Origin of the sequence: Bizionia sediminis (genome assembly GCF_042684585.1) — a bacterium.
GTDB lineage: Bacteria > Bacteroidota > Bacteroidia > Flavobacteriales > Flavobacteriaceae > Algorimicrobium > Algorimicrobium sediminis.
Map to the genome: position 1 here is coordinate 578745 of NZ_JBHULS010000001.1, position 25812 is coordinate 604556.

A 25812-nucleotide genomic window follows, 5' to 3' on the forward strand; every position below is an offset into this window, starting at 1 on the left:
TGTTTATAAATAGACTAATGCGCTATAATACGAAAAAACCGTGCATAGCCGGAAACCTATGTTTATATTTAACAAACTTTAACAAGACTTTTACAGTTGGGAATTGTGTATTAAAGGTTTGTCCATGTTGGCTAAATACCAGGCAGTAGCAAATATTAATTTAGTGCGGCGGGCTAATAATGGGTAGTTTATTTTATCGGCTGTGTCTGTAGTTTCGTGGTAATCCGCATGCTCACCATTAAAATAGAAAATGACAGGTATATTTTGTTCTGCAAAGAGGTAATGATCGGAGCGGAAGTAATAGCGGTTTTTATCATCTTCGGCATTAAAAGTATAATCTAAATTAATTTGATACAGGGTATTGTTTATTTTTTCCGAAATAAAGTGAAGTTCTTTACTAATTCTATCGGCACCAATTAGATACAAATAATCTGGGTTGTTTTCATGTTTTTCGTCCACGCGCCCAATCATATCAATGTTTAAATTTGCTATGGTTTTGTGTAATTCGAAGACGGGATGGTTAACATAGTAGCGCGCGCCGTATAAACCCAATTCTTCTGCGGTTAGGTGAAGGAATAATATACTGCGTTTGGGTGAAAATCCTTCATTTTCGGCAATTTTAAAAGCTTGAGCCATTTCCATGAGCGCGGTGGTACCCGAACCATTATCGTCTGCACCATTATAAACTTCATTATTTTTGTACCCTAAATGGTCTAAATGCGCAGAAATAATAATAACCTCCTCTGGTTTTTCGGTGCCTTTTATATAGGCTAGAATGTTCTCGGAAGCTTTAATATTAGTGGGTAAAAAGGATTCAGGCACGGTTTGAAAGTAATTACTGCCCTCAAGTGGCGATGCTATTTGCTGTGCTATATAGTAGTCTTTTAGGAAATTGGCGGCTGTTTTTTGTCCGGGTTCACCGGTTTTGCGCCCCTCAAACTGGTGTGAAGCAAACGTATACAAATGCGTTTTTAATTCGTCTGCTTTAATGGTTTTGGCAAATCTGGTTATTTCCAGACTATCTGTAACTTGAATGGTATTTTTAAGATTTTCAATTTTTTCCGAGTAACGTGTAGTGGCGCAGGATCCTATGAGTGTGAATGCAGAAGCAATAAGAAGTGTTTTCATGGCTTATTGGGTTTTCTTAAAAAAAATAGAGGCTGTAACCATTGGCAACCTACGGATTTTTTTGTGGTTTACATTTCTATGTCGTCTAGATTTAATTCTTCTAAAGTTTCTATGGCTTCTTGTTCAGACTGTTGTTCGGTTTGTTGAAGTTCTTCTGTATTTTCTACCTTCAAACTTGTAAACAGTAATTTATAGGAAGCCAATACTAAAGCAATACTTAGCAGCAAAAAAGCTAGTTTTATACTATGTGTTGGTTGTTTTTGTTTCAGGGCAACGTAAAAAGCGCTTCCGGCCAGTAAGGCTCCTAACCCCGCAGGTAAAAAAGCGAAATTGGATAAGGGTAATACGGCTAATAAAATGGCAAATACCGCGCACAGTAAGCTACCTAAAGTTAGTATTTTTTTCATAAAATATTAGTTTTTTAAACCGGAAGCAGCGTTTAACTTTAGTTCGCCATTACCAACAGCTATTTTAAATTTAGCATATACAGGTATTTTATTGGCGTCTGCAGTTAACCATATTAAATTGTTTTGAGCGCCTTTTAATACCTGACTATTTTTAATGGTTATACCCAGTTTATGGCAGTTTTTTGTGCCAAGTTTGGTGGTTCGTATTTCCTGTCCTTGGTAACTTAAAGTTATGTGGTATTCTAAATTATCAAAAATTACAGTTAGGGGATAAGTCTGACCTATTTGAGCCGATTCCAAATCTAAATTTCTAATACCATACAAAGTACTCACAATATCTTGTGTGTGTTTGCCAATAGTTATGACTTTTTTTTCTTCCCAAATACTGCCATCGCCCCGGCGTTTCTTTTTTAAACTCTGCACCGTATTGGTTTTTTTTAAAAAGGTATACTGCATAAATTTATAATAGCCGCCTTCGTTTATATCGCGCTTGTATAAGTAGGGCTGTAACGTAGTGGGGTGAACATAACTTTCGTACAAATCGCGAATTTTAAAAAAGGTATCCCATTTGCTGTAGGTTGTGGCGGTACATTTTAGGCGTAGTAACGTGGCTTTCGAGGTTTTTACTGGACGTGTTTCCATAGTAAGTTCCGCAATATCTGTCATGATTCCAGACATATTATAAGCAGCTGTAAATCTTAAAGTTTCGTTCATAGAAACCGCTGTGTTTTGTGCATTTCCGAGAAATGAAAATACGAGTAGGGCTGCAAATGTAAGATACTGCATATAGGCTAGAGGAATTAGTTAATAGCCAGCAACTTGCTTTAGTTAAGCTTGATAAGGCCAAATCAAAATTAGACTATTTTAGCGACTTAATTAAAAAAAAAGCCATAAAGATGCAGAACTTTATGGCTTGAAAAACAAAGAAAAACAATTACAAAGTACAGGCACAATTACTAATACCCTGAAATATATCTAAACCAATGGTAACCATGTGGGTACCACTGTTATTGCTCGTTAGTTCGTTGGTTATTACTTGGTATGAATAAGCAAAATAAAAATTGGAGACTTTAACGCCTGCCATTGGACCAATATTTAAGGGGTCCATAACCTGATCGTTTAGAAACCTATAACTTACGCCCGCCCAAAAATAATTGTCGTTTTTTAAAATACGTCTGTATTTCAAGTTTAAATCGGTTGTAGACCGGCCATCGCTTTCAAAATATTGAACATATACGGAAGGCTCTATTTCAAAATCGCTATTACGGCTTCTATTAAAAACATAACCTGTATATAATTGGTAATTGCGTAAAGCGCCAGGTTCATTAATACCAAATTTGTTTAAATCTTTATTTAACAAATTACTGGCTGTTAGGTTGGCATAAAAGGACTCCAACCGATACAGGAAAGCAATATCAAAATTATGGTTAATTAGTTTCCGATCGTTTTCTATGGAAGAATCGCTGATATTAAAATTAGCCACATCAATACGGAAACTATTCATGTTATAAGACATTCCAAAGGACAGAAACTGGTCGCGCGCTTTGCTTAAGGTTAGGTGGTGGGCAAAAGAAGCTCTAAATCCTCGTTGTTCTGTAAATCCGTTTTTATCGTTATATAAAAACACCCCCAAACCGGAACGCTGCCCCAAGCGTAAATCGGCTGCCAGAGATTGCATATCTGGTGCATCTTTAATGCCTACCCATTGGGTTAAACCATTGGCTCTAATTTTTACATAATCGCCTATCCCGGCATAGGCTGGCGAAATTACAAACGGGTTATCGGCTAAATATTGTGTGTAGGTTGGTATGGCTAATTCTTGGCCATATCCCAATATGGAACCAAGTAGCAGTGCGGTTAATAAATATAGGTTTTTCATGAATTTGGGTTTAAGTCTTTGTTTATAGCCCCACCGCAAACTGCTGCAGGCAGTGGGGCATTTAGTGTTTATCTGTACAATGTAAAATGTCCTACGAATTCACGGTTATCCCGGGCGCTTCCTAAACTGATAACATACCAGTAATCGCCTGTAGGCAACGGGTTACCTTGATACTCGCCGTTCCAAGATTGGCCTTGTCTTAAATTAGCTACCACACGACCATGCCTATCGTAAACTAATGTTTGAATATTTGGATAATTTTCGGTGTTCATTGGTGTCCATGTATCATTTTCGCCATTGCCATCTGGTGTAAATACATTTGGTATGGTTACGTCTACAAAAACAACAGGTAGTATGCGTTCCACTTCGCAACCATTAGCATCAACAACCCTTACGAAAACGGTACCCGATTGATAGAATGTAAACACATTGGACGATCCGTTATCTATACCATTAAAATAGTAAGTGTAGCTGCCAGAACCGCCAGAGGCCGTTGCTGTAATTTGATTAATATCTGTTTCCTCTAATGTTAAACCAAGTGGCATAACGGTTTCAATAAAAAATGAAACAGTTTCAAAACATCCAGTTTGGTTGTGAAGTATTTCAACTTCATGCAATCCTGCTGGCACATTTGTAAATACATTGCTAGTTTGGCTAATGTTACCATTTAATATGTAGGTAACGTTGTTGGCAGAACTCGGGTCTACTGTAATTGTTACGCGGTTATCTTCGCATAAGTACGCTACATTGGCTTGAGCATTTAATGAGGCTGGCGCTTGCAAAGTAACATCCAATGTAAACTGGCAATTATTGGCATCTTGAACATAAATGGTATAGGTTTGGCCACCATCAAGATTGTCGAAAATAAATTGGTCCTGAACAAAATTGTTCGGGTTGTTTAAACTGGTGTAATACGGTGGTGTTCCAGCTCCGTTAGGGATGCTAATTTCTATAGCTCCGTTGTTATCGTCCACACATAACTCTTCATAAACCGTTACCAAGTTGGCTTGCAGTGGTGCAGGTTCATTTATAACTACAGTGTCTTCCGAATAACATCCCGTTTCATCGTACACGCGAACGGTATAACTACCAGCAGCCAAGTTATTAAAGGTGTTTTCTGTGGTTTGAACAAAATTTGGCGAAATAGCATAGGTAAACACATTTGTGCCACCTGTTGCAGTAACCGTTATGCTACCGTTATTGGCGCCATGGCACAACAAATTAGTTGGTACTGTGTTTAAAGTAACCACCGGTAAACTGGTTACTGTAAACGGAACTAATTCCGTACAACCATTACTGTGTTGTATATAGGCCGTATAAGTGCCAGCTGCTAAATTGGTAAATATATTACTGTTTGAGAAGGTAGTACCATCTAAACTGTATTGCACGCTATTACTTACAGTAGGATTTACGGTAACTGTAATTTCATTACTAGTTATGTTATTGTTACAGGTATTGGCAACAGTAACTGACCCTTGAATAGCAACGCCACCGGCAACAGTATAAGAAAGTGGTGCTAGACTACAACCATTGGCATCCTGAACATAAACCGTATAATTACCACCACTTAAGTTATTAAAGTCGAAAACATCTTGTGTGAAATTAACACCATCTAAACTGGTAAAATACGGTGCTGTACCACCAGCTAAAGATACACTTATACTCCCGTCGTTGGCATTTAGGCAGGTTTCTGGTGTGCCGGAAATGGTAGCAGAAAGTGCGCTACTAGGCTCGGTTACAACCAGGTTGGTTAAGCTAACCTCGCATGAAATAGTATCTCTAACAAGAATGCTGTATGTACCTGCAGGTAGGTTGTTAAAAACATTAGCAGTTTGAAACACAAAGTTTGGAGAAATAGCATATTCTAAAGTGCCTGTACCGCCCATTGCGCTAACTTCTATGCTGCCCGAGGAGTCTCCAGCGCACAAAATATTGGCTGTGGTTGCAGCAGTGGCCGTAATTGGATCCAGAGCGTCAATGGTAAAGTTAACCGATTGTGTACAACCATTTGTATGTTGCACATAGGCCGTGTAACTGCCTGCCGTTAAATTGCTAAATACGTTGTTGGCTGAAAAATTAATAGCATCCAAGCTATACGTAACAGCTCCTAAAACCTCCGGGTTTACATTTATAGTTACGGTGTTTCCAGGGACATTAGCATTACAGGTTAAGGCAATGCTGGTGCTTGGAATAACCTCAACAGCTGGCGGCATAAAATACTCCAACGGTGGGTTAATATAACAGCTGTTAGAGTCGGTAACATAAATTTGATAAAATGTATTACCAGACAAACCTGTAAAGGTGTACGTGTTACCAGTTACTGTAGTAAAGTTAGTGTTATCCAAACTTACCAAATAACTACCCGAGCCACCAGTAATGTTTATGGTAATGGCGCCATTACCTTCGTTTACGCATAATTCATCAGCAATAGTTCCAAAAACGGCCTGTAAAGGGTCTGGTTCTATAATTTCTATTTGAAAGACGTCATAACAACCGTTTTCATCTTGTGCAATGACATCGTAAGTGCCCGCAGCCAAATTGGTAAACACATTTGTATTTACAAACTGATTAAGGTTAGGTGAAATGGCATACTGAATAGTTCCTGTTCCACCAGTAGCATTTAGGGTAATACTACCATCTGTTAAACCAAAACAGCTTATATCTGTTTTGCTGGTAGACACTACAAGCGGATTAGGGTTTGCAATGCTTATTGGAGCCGAGGCACCAGTACAATCCACACCACTGCTTACATTTACCATATAATTACCAGCCGATATGTTTTGGAAAATACCGTTGGCTTGTGGTCCTTGAATGACCGTATTGGTATTTGTATCCACTAACTCATAGCTATAGTTACCCAAACCGTTGGTTGCCGTTGCTACAATTGTTCCATTGGCCCCACCACTACAGTTAATGGTTGAACCAGATAAATCCAGATTTACTGTTACTGGAATTACGGGATCAATTGTAATTTCGTTTGTAATGGTAGTGTTACAACCATTAGCATCTTGAATGTAGTACTGATAAGTGCCAGGACCTACTACATAAGTACTGGAAGGGTTTAACGGATTAAACGTTATACCATCGGTACTAAAGGTATACGGTGCTGTGCCTCCGCTAACTGTTATTTGAATTTCTGCATCTGAACTACATGTTGGCATGTTTACAATGGAAACAACACCTGTAGCCACATTGCTAGGTTGTGTAATAGTTACCGTATTGGTAGGATTACTACAATTCCAAGGGTCGCTAATGGTTACAAAGTAAGAACCTGCAGGGATATTAGTAAATACAGGACTTGCTTGAGGCCCGGAACTTATGCCGCTTACCGTATTAATTAAGGTGTAAACATAATCCGATCCGTAGCCACCAGTTACACCGCTAACGGTTAAGGTAGCATTTGCATCGTTAAAACACGGTAAGGCTGTAGGTACTGCGGTTAAATTACCGCTAATAGCTGCTGGCGCTACCAAGGTTTCGGATGTTGAAATTTCACAGCCATTAATATCGCGCACACTTACAGTATATGTTCCAGGGGTTAAGTTGGTAAATGTATTTGTAGGAGACCAAGCCGAAATAACGGTGGCGCCTAATGATAATTGATAGCTATATGGAGCACCCCATCCAAAACTGGCACTCGCTGAAATAGTTCCATCGTCTCCCGATGTAATACAAGTAACTGGTGTACTGTTTATTTGCAACGCTAAAGCTGCAGCTGGTTGTGTTATGGTGAAATTTATTTGTGCCGGACAAAACGGATTGTTGGTTAACGTGGCTTCCAAGGAATAAACACCACCTTCTAATCCTGAAATAGATAGCGGACCCGCATTTGGGCTTGAACCCGTTAAAACCGTGTTTCCTAGAGCATCCAAAATAGTATAACTAAAAGGACCCGCATCGTTGGTAGGAACCGTGTTTTCATCTATAAATGTGATATCAACTGCACCATTATTTGCGCCAAAACACGTTACATTGGACACAACATTGGCCTCTACAGTAAATGAATTAGGATCTGATACATAGTGAACAGTTTCTACCAAACAGCCAGTTGCTGGATTTTCAACCGTAATACTGTAACTGCCAATAGTTAAACCTGTAAAAGTACCAGTGCTTTGGCTTACGTTATACGGATTTCCATTTAATCCTATTACCGTATAATTTAAAACACTTGGTGTAACACCGTTAAAATTTGGAGTAATAGTAATTGTCTCTGCCGTATTACAGTTTATAGGACTATCTATATTTATAGTTGGCATTAGTAATTCTGTGTAAGGGTTTATAGTGGCTGTTGTAGTACCCACGCAACCGTTGGAATCGTATACATTAATAACATAACTACCGCCTAACACATTCGCTTCGTTATAGACGTTAGCAGTTCCGGATTGCAATACCGTGCCACTTTGTATAAATTCGTAATTAATGTAGGAGCCAGATCCACCCGTAACGCCTGTAATTGTTATACTCGCGTTAACAACGGTATTGGTATTGGCTGTACATGCGAATTCACTTACTATGGCACTTGGAACATTCATGCTATTAGGTTCGCTTATTGTAACTACAGAAGTGGTGGTACAACCTCTTCCAGAAGTTACGGTTATAGTGTAAGATCCAGCAGGTAAACCATTAAAAACATTACCGGTTTGTGGACCTACGGTAACAGGGCCATTAATTTCATAGGTATAAACAGGGTCGGTATTAGTTCCAGTTAAATTAACTGTTATTATACCGTCTGTGCCAGCATTACAAGTTACATTGCTAACCACAGGATTTATATTTGGTAAATCTGGAGTCGCTATGCTTACTGGTATGCTAACGCTACATAATGTGTTTGTGTCTGTAATGGTAACTGTATAACTTCCAGAAGGCACATTGGTATAGGTATTTCCGGTTAAAATAACACCCGGTGTTACAGGAAACAGATTAAAACTATAAGAACCCGAACCACCACTTGGCGATAAGGTTATTATACCATCGCTAGCACCACAGTCTGGGGAAGCCGACAAGCTAGTGCTGGCTAAACCGCTTAAAGGAGGTAAAATTGTTACAGTCTCTGTTTCTGTACAGCCATTAGCATCTTGAATAGTTACCGTATGCGTTCCAGAATTTAAACCGCTTATAGTAAAGGAATTAAAGGCATCCTCTGTGTAAGACGTAAAAGCGGATCCATTCACACTATACGTAAATGGTGCAACACCAACTGTGTTATCTCGGGTAATAACAATTTCAAAATTACCTTCAGAATTACAGATAGTTGTGGCGTTAATAGCCAAACTAATATTAGGAGCTGTGTCCGTTGGCATTACTATTGAAGTAGCTTGAATACAACCGTAAGCATCAATAACATAGATGTCGTATGCACCACCTTCCACATTGAAGACGTTATTAGACGAACCAGTCCATGTACTGGCATTAGGGGCTGGAGCACCTGCAACATTTAATTGATACTCATATGGTGGTGTGCCAAATTGAGCAGTGGCCGAAATAACGCCGGCATTTACGCTACAATTATCGGCACTAACAATATTAGCAGCTATATTTAATGCATTTGTAGATTCTGTAATGTTAAAATTTATAGATGCTGCGGAACAATTATTATAGGCGCCACCTACTTCAGACAATAAAATATAGTACTGTCCAGGTGCTAACGGTCCTGCATTATTAACAGTTTCGGTACCTCCCGATAATGGTGTAATGGTGCCGCTAATTCCCGTGGAAACGTTGGATTGATAATTGAAAATTTCGTAAGTAACAGCTGTCGCAGCACTGTCGTAATTAGCAACAGTAAAGCTTACATTGCCGTCAGCATTTCCTGTACAACTTACATTATTAACAGTTGTTAACGTAGTGGTTAGGTTAGAAGGCGTACTAATAGGGCCAGTAGCCGTTTCAAAGTAATAACAGTCTGTAACCAAATCATGAACCACAAAAGTGTAAGTAACACCAGGAGTTAAACCAGTAAAAGTTGAGGTTTCTGGTGTTCCAGCATCGGCCGGCTGATAAGTGGTTGTGTATGGTATGGTGTTGGTTTCCAAAATACCAAATTCATAACTACCACTGCTTACTACAGAAGTTACGGTAATAACAGCGGTACCTCCTGTTGCACAATTAGCCGTTAAAGTCGTAATATCTATATCTAAATCGCTAGGTGGTGAGGCAATAGTAATATTGTTTTGTATTTCTGAACAGCCGTTAGCATCTATAACTTCAACTGTATAAATACCAAAATCTAATATTATAAAAGCGTGATCCTCGCCGCCTGCCGTTGTGGTGTAGCTATCGGAATAACCAAAATTATTAGAAACATAATACGTGTATTCCGCTGTACCACCAGATACATTGGTTACTAAAATTTCTCCATAGGAGGTGCCACCTGGGTTATTACAAGTAATATCGGTAGTACTTACCGTATAGCTGATAGCATTAGGTTGGGTAATAACAGCAGTTGCACTTGTGGAGCAACTATTGGCGTCTGTTACTGTTATGGTGTAATCTCCTGCTTCTAATCCTGTTGTTTGATTACCGTAGTTAGTACCTGTAGTAGTATTTAATACACTTATGGTATATGGCGTTAAGCCACCTGAAGGCGTAACGCTTATGGCTCCAGAATTATCGCCAAAACACAAGTTATTTTGCACAACTGAAACTGATGGCGCATTTAGAACAGGTAAGCTATCTATGGAAACAACGGCGGTTTGAACTGTACATCCTTGCGCATCGGTAATTAAAAACTGATAGGTTCCGTTGGTAGCTGTCGCATAGTTAAAATTAGTGCCAATGACGCCGGTTGTACCAGAAAAAGCACCACCGTTAAACGATACTTGGTAGTTATACGGCGCTAAACCACCTGAAATAGACGTAGCTATTTCAGCATCTGGATTAGCAGAACAATCTAGGCCTTTGGTTAAAACCGCATTTGCCGTTAATTGGTTGGAAATTGTTTGCGTAACGGCAACCGATTCGCAACCGTAGGCATCTCTAACAACTATGGCGTAAGTTCCAGGTGTTAAGTTAGTAAATGTGTTTGCTGCTTGAAAAACACCACCGTTAATACTGTAGCTATAAGGTGCAACACCACCAGTAACTAAAACCTCTAAAGAAGCCAAAGTTCCGGCGTCGAAACAAATATCGGAAGTTGCTGCAATAGTGGCTACCGGAATTGAAGGTGATGCAATAGATATAACGGAGTCAATTGGATCTTGACATCCGTTAGCATCTTGCACAACAACCACATAGTTGCCCGGCAATACATTACTAAAGGTGTTATTGGTTTGGAATGCTATTATAACATTGCCCAAATCGTCCTCTAATTGGTACTGATAATTAGGCGTACCATTGCTGGCACTAGCTGTAATGGTAGCACCACTTAAACAGGTTGCTGGACTACTTAAGGTAGCTGTGGCCAATAGGGCGTTTGGTTCAGATATTGTTTGAATAAATGAAAAACTACAGGTACTCGCGGTATCATCATACCTTATGTTAACATTATAAGTTCCGCTAGGTAAATTTGAAATGGTAACGGGCGAACTTGTGCTGTTTGTCCAGGTAGTTCCGCCATCTATAGAGTAGTCGAACCCGTATGGTAATTGAAAATTGGCTGCAGCAAGAGTTATTTGGCCGTCGTTACTACCAAAGCAGCTTACATCTGTGGCACTTACCACTTGTGCGGAAAATGCTTGATTAGAATCTATAACAATAGGAAAATTAACCTCCGTAGTACAAACAATAGGCACTTGATACACATTTATATCGTCTATAGCGGCGTCATTTCCATTGTAAAGAATACTTCCTGATCGGATTTGAAAAGTTAAAGTTGTATTACTACCTGGGTTTAGCGATACAGATCGCAACTGCCAAGCGTTTACCGTATTATCTATAATTCCCGTAGCTTGACTGGCAATAACGGTTCCCGAGCCATCAACAAGCTCCAAAATAAAATCAGGATCGGCACCTGCCACACCTACATCCAATAAGTTTGCCAAATATAAATCAACAATAATGTCTTGATTTGGCAATACATTATTAATGGGTTTGCTGTATAGGATTCCGTTAGGTCCGGCAGCCGAACCAATATTAACCGCAAGAAAACGACCGTTAGGATTTGTACCATTGGAAGTATGATCGCGGTAAGGGTGCCAGTTTGGATTGTTTGGTATAATGGCGCTTGTTACGGCGTATTGATTGTCTTCCAAACGGGGGTTGTTAAATGGCGGACAAAGCGATGGAAAAATTGTTTGATCATGAAAGCAGTAAGCAGGCGCAATTCCCGGAGTTGTGGTGTTACGACCTTCACCAAAATCTTCAAAAAGTAAGTTGGAATACGTTGGGATGGTTATATTTTCATACTGAACGGTAACCGTATGATTGCCGCTAGGCACGTTAACAAAAACATTGCTTGGTACATTGGTATTCTCAACACCATCCAATAAATAGGTATAATTAAAATTACCACCGTTATTATTTACAGTTACGGTAGCATTACCAGAACCATCGCAATTAAAATTGGTATTTGTAATTTCAATAGTTGGTGGGGTAGGTTCTGGGTTAATAGTTACAACCATTGGAAAAATACAGCCATTTGCATCTTGAATATACAAGGTGTAGGTTCCAGGGAATAAATAGGCTTCATTGGATGGGCCATAAGTTAGACCGTTGTCAAAACTATACGCATACGGTGGTGTTCCGCCTTGCGGATTGGTTATCCGAACGCGTCCTTCTCCAGAGGGGCCACATCCAGCCGATTCTGCTACACCTCCTGAAGCGGTTAAAGCATTATCTGGTTCTGTAATAGTTATGGTTTGCGGGCTGGTTACACAATTATTTCCATTAATACTATATTGAATAATAGTTTCATAAGTTCCTGCCACTAGGTTTGAAAAAACAGGATTAGGGCTAAACGTGGTACCATTATCAATACTATATGCTAGGGTGTATCCATTGGCATTTAATACATTAAAGATAATTTCCGCAGTATCATCGCCGTAACATAAAATATTGGTATTACTAACTGTAAATTGTGGAGCGGCCATTTCCGATACTTGTATTTGGGTCGTAGCCGTACAGTTATTAAAATCTACTACGGTTATAGTATAAGTACCGGCTGCCGTAACTTCGTACTCTGGTACAGTTTGGAAATCTGTTGTACTGTTAATATAGTAATAATATGGCGGTGTTCCTCCATTTGCAACCATGGTAAGCATACCCGGTGTACAGGTAAGCGGATCTGTAAGGGTGGCTATTACCGTTAGGGGATCTGGTGCTATTAAGGTTGTTGTTTCTGTGTAAACACAACCATCGTCCGTGGTGGCGTTTACAGTATAGGTACCCGCATTTAAATTGTTGAATGTATAATCACTAGCCGCAATAGGACCAACACTGCTTATTACGCTACCACCTTGTATTAATTCAAAATAGTATTGCGGATTAACGTCGTTCATTTGAATACTTATACTGCCTTGGTCGCCAGCACAAAGTGGTTGGTTGGTTAAAACATCGGCGGAGAAATCGCGATTACGGATTGGAATATCGGCCAGTGTAAAAATACATGGATTAGTTACCCCAATTGGACGAATATGAATGGTGTATGTACCAGCCACTGCAATGGGAAAGACGTTACTGGCTTGGTATGGACCACCCACACCATTAATACTAAACTCGTAACCAGCTGGTACACCATTTACAGTAATCTGACCATTTGTGGTACAGGTAATATCTCTGTGAACTTCTGTAGGCGTGAATAAATTTTGATATACATTAAAATAGAACTTTCTAAAACAACCGTTTTGATACATTACGGTTAGCTGGTATTGGCCTGCCGTATCGACGTTGAAGGTGGCACCAGTGCCTACCTCGTTCCATGTACAGGTAGGACTAGTATTTGGGCAATTTGCAGGCGCCGTGCCACAACTAGCTTCGTTTAGTACTTCCCAGGTAATACTGGTTGCGTCTGTAATGTTGGTTTCTAGCAGTACACTGTCTCCTGCGCCACATAAAAATATTTCCGGAAGTTCTTCGCCATTATTAGGGCAAATAACTACTTGGTTGGCGTAAGGTGTTATGGGGTTTGGCATGTTGGCCCCAAATAAAACCACATTAACTGTTTCTACGGTAGAAACGCATGGTTGTGGCGCGGTATTAACACTGGTGTAAATACCCGGCTGTGTAACGGTAATTGTTTGTGTTGTGCCAATAGGAGTTCCTGTTGTTTCGGTTCCTTGATACCACTGATAACTGGCGTAGCCATTTCCAGCAGTTAAGGTAATGCTACTGCCACAAAGTACCTCTTCGCGTTCAAAGGTACAGCCGTCTATATTTACTAAAAAGTTTGTAGAGCCTGGTGTTGGAAATCCGCAGATATCAATATTAGAAACACTTGGATCTTCATTGGCTACTACGTTACCAGCGGTAACACTGCTATATGTTTGGTAAGCTTGATTTTGAATAATATTAGAACAGGCGTCTCGAAGTTGATTACATTCTTCAATAACTTTCACACGAATGCGAATTTCATAATTGGGGTCGCCTTCTTCCACTAAATTATCTGGGATGTTAAATAATAGGGCATGCGTTGCGGCGTCGTATGTAAATGTTACGCCGGGTGCATTTGTTAAATCTACCGAAAGGAAATCGACATTTGTTGGTAATACATCCGTAATGGTATAGCCGGTAGCACCATCGTTTCCAATATTTTGGAAGCCTAAAACATAATCTAATTCTTGTCCTAGAATAACGTTGCCATTATTAATATTTACCCCCGCTGTATTTTCTACATTTTTAGTAAGGTTTATGTCTGGTTGAATTATATCTACGGCAAATGCGTTGAAAAAATAAAAATAAACATCTTGGGTGCTTCCCAGTCTAATAGTTGCGGCTGTGTCTCCGTTGGCAATAACCGAGTTTCCTGGATTTGGGACATCTAAAATACCGGCGTCAAAGCCTAGTGTATTGCGACTATTAGGTACACGGTTGTTAAACTCGCCTGCTAAATTGGTAATTTTACTATTGAAAAAGTTTCTATTTGGACGCTCTGGCGTATTCATGGTTGTGCCATTAATACGTAAATAATCCCCTTGAATTCTAAAATCGCCTTCCAAAGCCGAAAAAGCAAATTTAGCACGTACAGGCCCTACAGGAATGGTTCGGAAACCAGAAACAGGTACATCTAAAGTTGTGGCACCACCAATAGCGCTAAAACCATCGAAAGAGACAATGGCTTTTCCAGGAAGTGCTGGATCTTCATACACTACAAACAAGGACCAGCCCCCACAAAGTCCGGTTCCCCCATGATATCCTAAACTAGACGTCATGTTACCTACGGTATAGGTACCATTTGGATCTGCCAAACTTTGTACAAGTCCTGTAACATCTGCATAACAAGCGTAAGGTGTAGACCCGTTAGAACCAATAGGCGTGCTGACAGCGTCGTAAATAATTTCGCCTGTAATATCGTTATAGCCACCTTGTGGTAGTTTTAATTTTATCTGATTTATGGCGCTTCTATCTGTTTCTTGGTAAATAGCGCCCCAATACAAGCCGGCATATAGAACGTTGTAACAACTACCAGGAACCTCCAAATTGGCACTACTAGAACTAAAGGTAGTAGGGTCGTTGTCAATATCAATGTATTGCATGTTGTAATCGGAGTTGTAATTACTTGTTCCAAAGTACGGATCGTTTGGTGTGGTAGAGTTGGTGTCTCTGTTTATTATATTGTTTCCTATTAATAGGATGTCACCTTTTATATCGGCATCGAAACGCGGTGTAAACGGATCGTAATTTTGCGATATACTGTTTAGTGATATTAAGGCAAATAAGGCACTTAAAATTAGTTTAAAGCAGATAGGGTTTTTCATAACTTTTGGCTTTGTAGCATCGGGGAATGCTTTTATTTAGTCATAATTTATTAATCGATATTGATACTCATAATCCAAATTTTACCGGTATAGGTATTGTTTAATTTGGAGTGAAAGGCTTTAGAGGCACTACGCCATTCATCAAACCTTTTTAAATACACGTAGGTATATTTATTTCGGGGGTTTTTAAAATACGCTGGGTCTAAACCTTGCGCTTTTAAAGCGTTTAAAAAGTTTTCGGCATTGCTAAATTGCGAAAAGACATTTGCTACTATATAGTAGCCAGGTTCTACCCCTATTAAGGAAAGGTTGACATTTTTACGTCGTGTTTCTGTATCGTAATCATCATCGAACTGCTTAACAGGTTTTTTGGTTGTAGCATACGTAGTTTTGGATTCATTGTTTTTGGTTTTAGGGGTTATATTTTTATTGTCTGCAATTGTTGTTTTATCAATGTTTGTAGTCTCGCTAGGACTGGTTTTAGGTGTTGTTGTTGCCATGCTGTCCTCTGTAGGATTATTGGAACTATTCGCCGCTATCTGGGATGCTTGATTGGCATTTTGGTTGCTTCCAGCTATCGTGCTGGTAGCTCCTAAACTGTCTGTTTTTGGCGTGCTACCAATAGCCTTGTTTTCAGGTCTTGAAATAGGAAGACTGGTAATTAATCGGTTACCTAAAACTTTTTCCTTTGAAATACTATCGTCATTTCGGTTGGAATTGCTGCCCGATGCTTTGGTTGCATTTGGTGTTAAAGCAGCCAGACCACTAAAAGTGATAGTCTCGTTATTATTTGGTGGTGTATTATATGGGTTCGTGTTGGAAGTTGTAGCTGGTTGTGTATTGTTGTAAATGCCAGTTGAATGGCTATCTGGATTGTTAACGTGAACGATATATAAGGTGTTTTCTGGGTTTTTAGCGTAGGCAATATTGTACGCCGAAACAGCATCGGCTAATCTCTCAAAACGAGAAATGGAAACAAGAGGCTGCTGGCCGTTCTGGCTGGGTGCTTCGGAAACTAGGTAAAAACCATTTTCAGCATTTTTAAGATCGTCTACCGATTGTGGTTGAATCTTTTTTACTGGTGGGTTGGCAGATTTTAAAACGATTGTTTTAATGTCCGTGCTAGGTATGGTTTGCGCTTGCTTTTGACGCTGTGCGTAAGCTTGCAAATTTTTAATACGGTCCTCTAATTCGGCCGCTTTTAGAGTGTTTAGCGCTTGTTCTTGTAGTAAAATATCTAATAAATAGGCATTTTCCGCATCCAACTGTTTTTGTAGTTCGGCTATACGGTTTGCCTGTGCTTGTTTTAAGCTGTTTAAGTTGTTGTTAATCCCGTTGTTATAGTTTGTGCGGTACTGATTTTGCACCTTTTCCAAACCATTTGAACTTGTTGTGGTGGTTGTGCGGGTAGTAGTAGTTTCGGTGGTTGTGGTTGTGGTGGTTGTTTGCGTTTCTGTTTCTGGGTAAGCAGATTCAAAAACCATGGTTTCAATAGGATTTTCAACGTCATTAGTTGCAGGGTTTAATGGTTTCTTTTTGGATTGTGCAACATACTTTCTGTTGGAAGCTGTACCAGAATTACCAATAGCAAACACTAAATTTACCTCGTGTGTTGGCCCTAAATTAACAAGACCTTCTTTTGTGGTACGCTCGTAGATATAACCAATAGATAAACGCTTGCTTAAATGCGCGCCAATTCCAGCTCCTACACCGTAGTAATTATCAATGCCCAATTGCAACCAACCCATTTTAGGGAAATTGGTAAGTACCGATCCGCCAAAGCCAGTTCCAAACGATTCGTTCATTTCTGCAACAAGTGCTAACCGCATGTTTGTAGCTTCAAATAGTCCAGTGGCGCCAAAAAAATCGTGGGTATACTGAAGTTGCGCGGAATATGTTTTATTAATGTACTGGGAAGCCATTTTACTGGTTTTAAAATCGTAGTCCACCAAATTTTCAGCATAAAAGCCTAAATCGAATTGCTTAAACGATAAATTAATTCCTGGTTTAATAGTAACGAGCGAAGTGCTTCGGAAGGATAGTAACAAAGGGTCGTCCTGGGCGGTTACGGTGCGGTTATTGGCTATACCACTACTGTAGTAAGCCAAATTAAAGCCAAATGCCAAACGCATTGTATTGGTTAAACGAATGCTATGTGCGTAATTGCCAATGGCGCCAAAGCTATTTATAACACCTGTACTTTGTTGGTAAACACCAATACCCAAACCAGTTTTGTCATTAAAGCGCCCTGTATAGCTTAACATATATGCCTTTGGTGAATCGTTAAACTCTATCCACTGGTTTCTGTGGTACATGGATATGTAGGCCCTGTCTTCGCCAACAAACGAATAGGTTGGGTTTTGTATAAACCTATTGAACTTAATATTGTTTTGGGCCGGAACGCTAAAAGTAAGCACAGGCATTTCCTGCGCTTTTATGAAGGTAAAAGCAGCTAATAAACATACAATAAGTAAAATATATCCTTTTACCATGTTATTTTATTAGTGTTATAGAGCCTTTTTGTGTAATTTCATTATCCTCCAAAATAGTGTAGTAATACACTGGTTGTTTGGTGGAAAATTCGAAATCTGCAGGTGGCCAGTTATTCATATAATTGCGTTGTCTGAAAACAACTTTACCTGTAGAATCATATATAATGACGTCTACTTCTTCTTTGGCTACATATTTATTTGGAAGCCCCCATGTGTCGTTTATACCATCATTATTTAGGGTAACAACATTAGGTATTGCTATGGCTTTATTTTCTACTTCTGTAACAATAATCTCTTTGGTAACCTCGCAACCATCTATAATTCCCGTAAGTAAATAGATACCTTCTTCTGTTACCACTAAAGAATTTGTATTGCTTACTGTGGCATTGTTGAAGGTCCATGTGTAGGTGTCGGCGCCTTCGGCAATTATTGTTAAACGTGTATTTTCTATAAGGTTAATGGCATCTGGATAATTAATACTCAAAGCGTCGGCATTTAGCACGGCTACTGTTACCGTATTTGAGGTTACCACACAGGTGCCTGAAGTCACCTCCAAATAATAATCGCCTGCCTCGCTAACTTGTTGCTCCATATTTGAGCTCAGAGGTGTATTGGTTGTGGCATTTATCCATTGATAAGAAAATTGCGAATTGCTAATGTCTGAAAACAAGGTTGTATTGGGATTGCTCTCGCAAAGAATGCCAGTAGATTGTATGGTTACAGCATCTAAAAATCCTAAAGTAATGGTAACAACATTAGAGGTAATAACGCCTATATCTGGAATTGTAATGTCCAAATAATAGTCGCCGTTAGCATGAAAGGCATCAATTGGAAGTGTGTTGCTTGTTTCGGCAATAAGGGGAGAACCGTCTTTAAACCACTGTAAGGCGTAGTTATACGGATTGTTGGTTAAGTTAATGGTTTCTGTTTCAGTTTCCGCATACAAGTTAGTTAAAGCTAACTGGGTGTTTAAACTTACGCACTCTTGATAGTTACTGCTTGGGGCAATGGTGGCTACAAAGTTATTTGGATAGCTTACTGTAAACACCACATCTGCCTCCATAATACACCCAATAGTTTGTGTAACAATTACTTGGTAGCCACCGGCCGTGCTTGCATTAAAATTGGCGGTATTGGCTCCAATTATTGGCGTTCCGTTTTTGTACCACTGAAAATTTGGCTGTAGCGCATCTGTTTGAACAGCAAGGGTTTGAGTATCGCCCGGAATAAGCGTGGTGTTAATGGGTGCGAGTGGGGTAACACTAATAAAAGACTCTTCTATAATTAGCGTGTTGGATTCTTTAGTACAACTTCCTGTATCAATAATTAGTTTGTAGCTACCTGTTTGGTTTATTTGAAGCGTAGAAGCATTATTGGTTGTGAGTAACGAGCCATTTAAATACCATTGATAGGTAAAGCTGCTATTATTTATATTACTATTTATATCCACTTGTGGGTTTTCTGAACAAAACAGGCCGCTTGAAGTAATAATTAGAGGTTGATTGGTATTCAGGTTTGCAGGAATACTATTTGAAGAAATTGTACCAAATTCCGTTATGTTTATTTCTAAATGGTAATCCCCGTTATCGCTGGTATCAGAAAGATTTATTTGTGTGCCAGTCTCGCCTGGTATTGGGGTATTATTTTTAAACCATTGTGCGGTAAACACGATATCTGGATTGTTTAAAATATCAATAGTTCCGGTAGTAGTTATGGCTTCAAATACAGATAAATTAATAGGAAGCGTACTGCTAGAACAGGCGTTATAACTGGCATCTATAGCTATTTCAATATGATAATCTATAGGGTTCTCCAATAAAAAAGTTTTTTCTGAAATAAGTGTGCAATCTTCAGTTTGGCTAGCAACTACTTTGTATAATCCTGGCTGATTGGTGGTTAAAGAAGCTGCTGTTTCACCCGTAATTAAAAGGTTGTTTCGAAACCATTCATAACTTGGAAGTGCAGCATCTGTAGAAACCGAAATGGTTTTGCTTTCGCCTGGCAAAATAACATCGGAAGCGGGGTTTCCACTAAAAATGTTTATTTCGCCAAATACAAGAACTAAATCGTTAGACATGCGGGTACAGCTTCCGGAATTAATTTCTAATGAAAAGGTTCCCTCTATATTAGTTTGGTATGTTGGTAAAGTTGCTCCAGAAATAGGTGTACCATTTAAAAACCATTGGTAAGTGTATAAACTACTCGACACATTGGCATATAAAGAAGTCGTTTGGCCAGAGCAAAAGGCACCCGAGTTTTCAATAATAATGGGCTCAATACCTAAATTTATAGTTAGATTGTTTGAGGTAATAATCCCAAAATCAGGAATGGCTACCTCCAAATTGTAAGTGCCATTTTCCGCTGCATCTAGTAGGTTTAAAGTAGTTTGATTGCCTGCGCTAACTGGCACACCATCTTTATACCATTGGTAGCTATAATTATAGGTGTTATTTAATATATTAACTGTACCTAAAGAAGTTTGAGCTAAAAACTGATTAATTTGTAATGTTGTGGAAGTGCTAGAACACGGAACATAATCTGTGGCAGCAGCAACAGTTAGGTTAAACCCTGTTGGATAATCCAATTGAAACAAGACATCTGTTTCTAAATTACAAGCCCCCGGTTCTAAAACGTTTATGCGGTAGATACCAGCTTCTACTGCGTTGTAAGTAGCGCTTGTAGCACCAGAAATGGGCGTGCCATTTTTATACCAAGCGTAAACAGGATTGTTGGCAGTGGTGCTAACACTTAAAACTTTGGTTTCGCCTGGAATAATAATATCGGTAGTGGCTGTATTTGGTGTTGCTGTAATACTAGAATTTTGAATGCTAATACTGTTAGAATTATTTTGGCAACTACCATTGCTTATTTCTAGGTAGTAAGTTCCGGCCTCGGTAGTAGCATAGGTAGGCTGGTTGGCACCAGCAACAGGATTACCATCTTTAAACCATTGATAATTGTAATTGGTGGCAGTAATACTGCTAGTAAAAGTAACTGTTTGGCCAGTACACAAATCTTGATCGTTTGTAATGGTACTATTTGGAATAGCCAGATTAACATTAATATTATTGGAGTAAATAACACCAAAACCCGGTATGGTAACCTCCAAAGCATACGGTCCGTTATATGCCGCACTGGTAACCGTATAAATTGGGGTATTTGCGCCGGCAATAGCCGCACCGTAATAATACCACTGATATAGATACCCCAAGGTATTGTTTAAAATATTTAAAGTTTCTAATGTGGAAGTAGCATTAAAGCTGGACGGACTTAAAGTTGTTTGTATACTGGTACATGCGTTGTAACCTACGTCTGTATTTACCGCAATAGTTATAGCGTCGGGTGGGATAACTACAAAAGTTTCCTCTTTTTCTATTAAGCAAGGAGCGGACTGACTTATAACTACTTTGTAAACACCTACATCTGTAACATTATAAGAAAGGGAGTTGGCTCCTGTAAGTGCCAAGGAATCCTTAAACCATTGTACGGAATATGTTTGAGCGTTAGTACTGGCAGATACCAGTAACGACTCGCCTGGAACTAACATAAGAGCAGAAGGAACATCCAAGGTTAGTGAAACATCCGTGACATCTAAAACTAACGTGTTGGATGTAAACACGCAACCACCATTATCTATTTCTAAATGATACACACCTGCTTGCGTGGCAATAAATGTTGGATTGTTACTTGCAGGAATTATGCTGTTGTCCTTAAACCATGTGTAGGTATAACTGGGGTCCTGTAAAGTACTAATAAGCGTTTTGCTTTCGCTTGGACAAATGGTGGTGCCACCGTCTGATGTTTCTATTACAGGTGTAATATTAGGAGCCACTGTAACGGTAACAATATTGGAATATGAATTCATTACACATGAGCCATAATCCACAATACTATAATACGAACCCGATTCGTTAATTTCCAGTGAAGCACTTGTTTCACCAGGAATTTCAATAAAATTTTTATACCATATATAACGTAAACTAGGGTAAAACACAGGTTGCGAATTAGTACCGTTATCGTCTACTTCTAAAAAATAGGACTGGCCCTCGCAAATTGTTACCGAACTGTTGTAAGCATTAATAGAATAGGGCTGATTATGAATGGCGTAATAAGCAGAAAACACATCGCTCACTGGGCTCACTTGCGCCGGACTGGTGCTGCGAACACGAATTTTATAGTTCTCGCCCGCGGTATCTGTTGGTAAGGCAAAACTTGCAGAAACAGGCGATGTATTATTGGATAACGTTTGTACCGTAGTAGGCGTTGTAAAATTTCCGTCGCTGTCAGACATTTCAATAATAAATACATTACTCGGGTTCAAGTTTTGAGCAGGGTAAAAAGAAAAAGAGACATTATACGTATTAAAGCCAGGAGATGCGCAAGCTTGCGTAAAGCTTAAATTAGGTTGTAATATGGTTATTTGGGCATGCGTACCCCACAACGTAAAAACATAGGCAAGTAGCATGCATAATGCAGGTGCGTATTGTTTGGTGGGGATTTTTGGTGTCATGGTTGGGTTAATAGCTTTAAAATTTCTAAAAGTGGGTGGCGCCCTGTTTGTTATGGATTATTTGTACCACCGGTTATCAGAAAAATGTTAAAAATTAAAGTTGCGTCATCTTTTATAAGTTTATGTTAGTCATTTCAAATCTATATTAATAAAAGCTATTCATCAAAGAAAAATGACTTTTATCGATGAAATGCACTGTTCGTCTATTTTTTATGTAAGAAAATTCGGATATTTAGTTTTTTTTAAGAAAAGTATCTGAATAATTTATTTTTTTCGCCGCAAGTGTTATCTTGTATCGAGAAACCAAAACCCACCTATGAGATCTATTTTACTAACAACTGATTTTTCTGAAAATTCAAAATTTGCTATTACATACGCCCTTAATCTACTAGCCGATGTGCCTTGTAACTTTTACATACTTCATGTAGTAAAATCGTCTATGTTTATTTCTGATAAACTTTTGCAAAGTCAGCCCACAGATTCTATTTACCAAGAATTAATTGCCAATGCTAAAACAGATTTAGAGAGCTTTATCTCGGATTTAAAAGGAAGCTACGATAATACCTTACATAGTTATTACAGTATTGTTGATTACGATAATTTGGTAGCAGCCATAAACCAAACCATAACTAATTTTAATATATCGTTAATAGTAACGGGTACAAAAGGAGTTACCAATATGGCGAAAGCTGTTTTTGGTAGTAATACTTTGCGGGTGTTTCAGCGCTGCCAGGTGCCGGTATTAGCGGTGCCATATAATTGCCCTATAAAACCAGTAAACAAAGCCGTGTTTACCACTAGTTACAATTCTGCTTATAAGGACGCAGATTTAAAAATGCTACGGACATTAGCAACCGACTTACAGTTTCAGGTTGAGGTATTGCACATAGGTACGGAAGCCATGTTAAATGCCGAGCAAAAAAAGCACCAACAACTTATTACCACACTTTTAAAGCCCACACCACATGCCTTTGTTTTTAGTGAAGGAGCCCCCTTTTTAAAAACGGTTTTAGAGTATGTTCAGGATAATGACATCGATTTATTTAGTATGGTTAGAAAGCAATACAGTTTTTTAGAACATGTTTTTTGGGATCATAAAACTGAACAAGTGGCAAACAATATGAAAGTTCCATATTTAATGTTGGCTAATTAAAAAGGGTGTTGCACAAAAAGATAAGATCTAGACGGTAAAAAGTTATGTATTTATAGCGATTAAACAGCATTACTTGTTTTTATGTTTTGGATTAATTAAAATAAAGATGTATTTTTAGAGGTAAACTAATGTTACGCAATATTAGTTTTCCTTTATTTTCTGATGTGCTGCATCACCACAGGTAAAATCCTAAAAAAATATTAAAAAATAGACCTTTTTAAAGAACGAAAAAGTCTATGCGTTATCTTTGATAAACTATAAATTTCAAAACCCAATTATATGCTTAAACGAATACTGCTAACACCCATTCAAAAATTTATAAAATTAGAAAGTTTTAGTGGTATTTTACTTCTGGCGGCTACTTTGCTTGCTTTAATTTGGGCTAACTCGGGTTATGGATCTGCCTATCAAGAACTATGGCAGTACAAAATTGGTATTGTAACAGATTCTTTCGAATTTAAGAAACCATTAATACTGTGGATTAACGACGGATTTATGGCCGTGTTCTTTTTCCTTATTGGTTTGGAAATAAAACGCGAGCTTTTAATAGGCGAGCTAAACTCTGCTAAAAAAATGGCGTTCCCATTGTTTGGCGCCCTTGGAGGTATGATTGTGCCTGTAGCCTTTTTTATTCTTCTTAATAATAATCCAGAAACATTTCAGGGTTGGGGCGTTCCTATGGCAACAGATATTGCTTTTTCATTAGCGGTATTAAACGCTTTGGGAAGTCGTATTCCTTTAAGTTTAAAAATATTTTTAACGGCATTTGCTATCGTGGACGATATTGGTGCCGTATTGGTAATTGCCATTTTTTACAGTGGCACTATAAACACAACCTTGCTTCTTATTGCTGCAGTGCTATTACTACTATTATATTTCTTATCCTACAAGGACCTATACTCTAATGTCACTTTGGTTTTAGTTGGGGCTGTAGTTTGGTTTTTATTTCTAAAATCGGGTGTGCATCCAACTGTTGCGGGTATTTTATTGGCGTTTTCAGTGCCAGTTAAGCAACGTATTTATACCAATGCGTTCTTGAAAAAGTTACAACAGGTATATAATAAATTAAAGGCCTCTGCTATTTCTCAAAAGCCAATTTTGTCCAACGATCAGTTAAAACAAATTCACGATTTGGAGCATTATTCGTATGAATTCCAATCGCCTTTGCAGCGCTTGGAGCATAAGTTACACGGCTGGGTTGCTTATTTTATTATACCTGTTTTTGCTTTAGCAAATGCTGGGGTTATGATAAGTAGTGATGTGGAACTTGATATGGCGCTTACATTTCATATAGTTATAGCTTTGGTTTTAGGAAAAGCTTTAGGTATTCCGCTTTTAGTATTTATTGCAGAAAAAACGAAATTAATTACCATACCATCCAATATTAATTACTATCAAATTATTGGTGTGGCCTTTTTAGCGGGTATTGGCTTTACGATGGCCATTTTTATTGCTAGTTTAGCCTTTTCAAACTCACCACAGTATATAGACTCTGCCAAGATTGGTATCTTGCTAGGTTCGTTAATTGCTGCTGTTGTAGGCTATTTAATTTTACGTTTTGCCCCAAGAAAAGAAGATTTACTCTAAATTTTTCCTGTAAGGTGCACTGTTGTAACATGCAACAACGGTTGGTAAATAATAACAATAGCTGTAAAGCCAAATTAGTATGTGGCAACATTAAAATTACTCGTAATAGTTTCTTTATTATATAGAAAAACCCCAATAGCAGGTAAATTGCTAATGGGGTTTTTTAATTGTAAGTGTCACTAACCTACAAATAACCGGGTATTTATTTATTATTGGGAACCGAACAACTTGCCGTTCCTTCTTTTTTTACACCTAGTTTAACCAAAATAGTCTCTAAAAGGCACCATTTTGTAAAGGCCGATTGAATTAAATTCACGCCAATAAATACGGTAAACCACATCCAGTTAGGATGCACATACACGGTTAATACCACGCTCAATAATACCATGGAGCCTACAATTGTTCTGAAATATGTATTTAACATGTTATAAATTTTTAGGGGTTATATAAATTTTTCAATAGGAACCACAACCGCTTTTATGGGGTTATACGTTTCCAAAGTTGAATTAAAAGCTTCAATTAAAGTAAATAAAGTATCAATGCGGGCTTCATCGGTAAATGAAAAAAACAAAGCCGATTCATTTCCGCCGCTTACCGTAGGAAACCAGCTAGAGGTTGCCAGTAAGCTTGGCGCGTTTTTATGACCATCTATTTCCGAACTGCTAAAGCTTTCAATTTTTGCCTCTTTAAAAAGTTGTAAAACTTCTTTCTGAAAAGCTTTTACGGCTGTTACGATGACTAATTTCATAGGTTTTTGGTTTTAATAAGACTTAAGTAACGCCAATTAGAACGTAAAATGTTCAAAAG

11 protein-coding genes are annotated in these 25812 nt (G+C 38.6%); 2 read left to right on the top strand and 9 right to left on the bottom strand.

The genetic code is table 11. The features are described 5' to 3' along the window. Positions 1 to 90: 90 nt before the first annotated feature. The 7 genes from ACFSQP_RS02635 to ACFSQP_RS02665 all read right to left on the bottom strand — a co-directional run bounded on the left by ACFSQP_RS02635 (position 91) and on the right by ACFSQP_RS02665 (position 22265). On the bottom strand, positions 91 to 1128 hold the full coding sequence (locus ACFSQP_RS02635; RefSeq protein WP_376891557.1) for a M28 family peptidase: 1038 nt from the start codon (positions 1126 to 1128) through the stop codon (positions 91 to 93). A 68-nt stretch (positions 1129 to 1196) separates the two neighbouring features. Beyond that, positions 1197 to 1535, bottom strand: coding sequence for an FUSC family protein (locus tag ACFSQP_RS02640; protein ID WP_376891559.1), 339 nt, complete (start codon positions 1533 to 1535; stop codon positions 1197 to 1199). 6 nt (positions 1536 to 1541) lie between these two features. Beyond that, a complete protein-coding gene (locus tag ACFSQP_RS02645) occupies positions 1542 to 2321 on the bottom strand; it encodes a DUF3108 domain-containing protein (protein ID WP_376891561.1) in 780 nt (259 codons plus the stop codon). A gap of 148 nt (positions 2322 to 2469) precedes the next feature. Continuing rightward, positions 2470 to 3414, bottom strand: coding sequence for a PorP/SprF family type IX secretion system membrane protein (locus tag ACFSQP_RS02650; protein WP_376891563.1), 945 nt, complete (start codon positions 3412 to 3414; stop codon positions 2470 to 2472). A gap of 68 nt (positions 3415 to 3482) precedes the next feature. Continuing rightward, positions 3483 to 15263 (bottom strand): T9SS type B sorting domain-containing protein, encoded by an 11781-nt coding sequence (locus ACFSQP_RS02655; RefSeq protein WP_376891564.1) that lies wholly within the window; start codon positions 15261 to 15263, stop codon positions 3483 to 3485. A 50-nt stretch (positions 15264 to 15313) separates the two neighbouring features. Beyond that, positions 15314 to 17755: a PorP/SprF family type IX secretion system membrane protein gene (locus ACFSQP_RS02660; protein ID WP_376891566.1), complete on the bottom strand. Its 2442-nt coding sequence runs from the start codon at positions 17753 to 17755 to the stop codon at positions 15314 to 15316. Between the two features lies 1 nt (position 17756). After that, positions 17757 to 22265: a T9SS type B sorting domain-containing protein gene (locus tag ACFSQP_RS02665; protein ID WP_376891568.1), complete on the bottom strand. Its 4509-nt coding sequence runs from the start codon at positions 22263 to 22265 to the stop codon at positions 17757 to 17759. A 316-nt stretch (positions 22266 to 22581) separates the two neighbouring features. Between ACFSQP_RS02665 and ACFSQP_RS02670 the strand changes: the two genes are divergently transcribed. Next, positions 22582 to 23418 carry a universal stress protein gene (locus ACFSQP_RS02670; protein ID WP_376891570.1) on the top strand — a complete coding sequence of 279 codons (837 nt, stop codon included), beginning with the start codon at positions 22582 to 22584 and terminating at the stop codon, positions 23416 to 23418. 279 nt (positions 23419 to 23697) lie between these two features. After that, positions 23698 to 25005, top strand: coding sequence for a Na+/H+ antiporter NhaA (gene nhaA / locus ACFSQP_RS02675; protein ID WP_376891572.1), 1308 nt, complete (start codon positions 23698 to 23700; stop codon positions 25003 to 25005). 202 nt (positions 25006 to 25207) lie between these two features. On the opposite strand, the gene ACFSQP_RS02680 is transcribed toward nhaA, so the two are convergent. After that, positions 25208 to 25429, bottom strand: a complete 222-nt coding sequence (locus ACFSQP_RS02680; RefSeq protein WP_376891574.1) for a YgaP family membrane protein — start codon at positions 25427 to 25429, stop codon at positions 25208 to 25210. Positions 25430 to 25447: 18 nt separating this feature from the next. Beyond that, on the bottom strand, positions 25448 to 25753 hold the full coding sequence (locus tag ACFSQP_RS02685) for a hypothetical protein (protein WP_376891576.1): 306 nt from the start codon (positions 25751 to 25753) through the stop codon (positions 25448 to 25450). Positions 25754 to 25812: the final 59 nt, after the last annotated feature.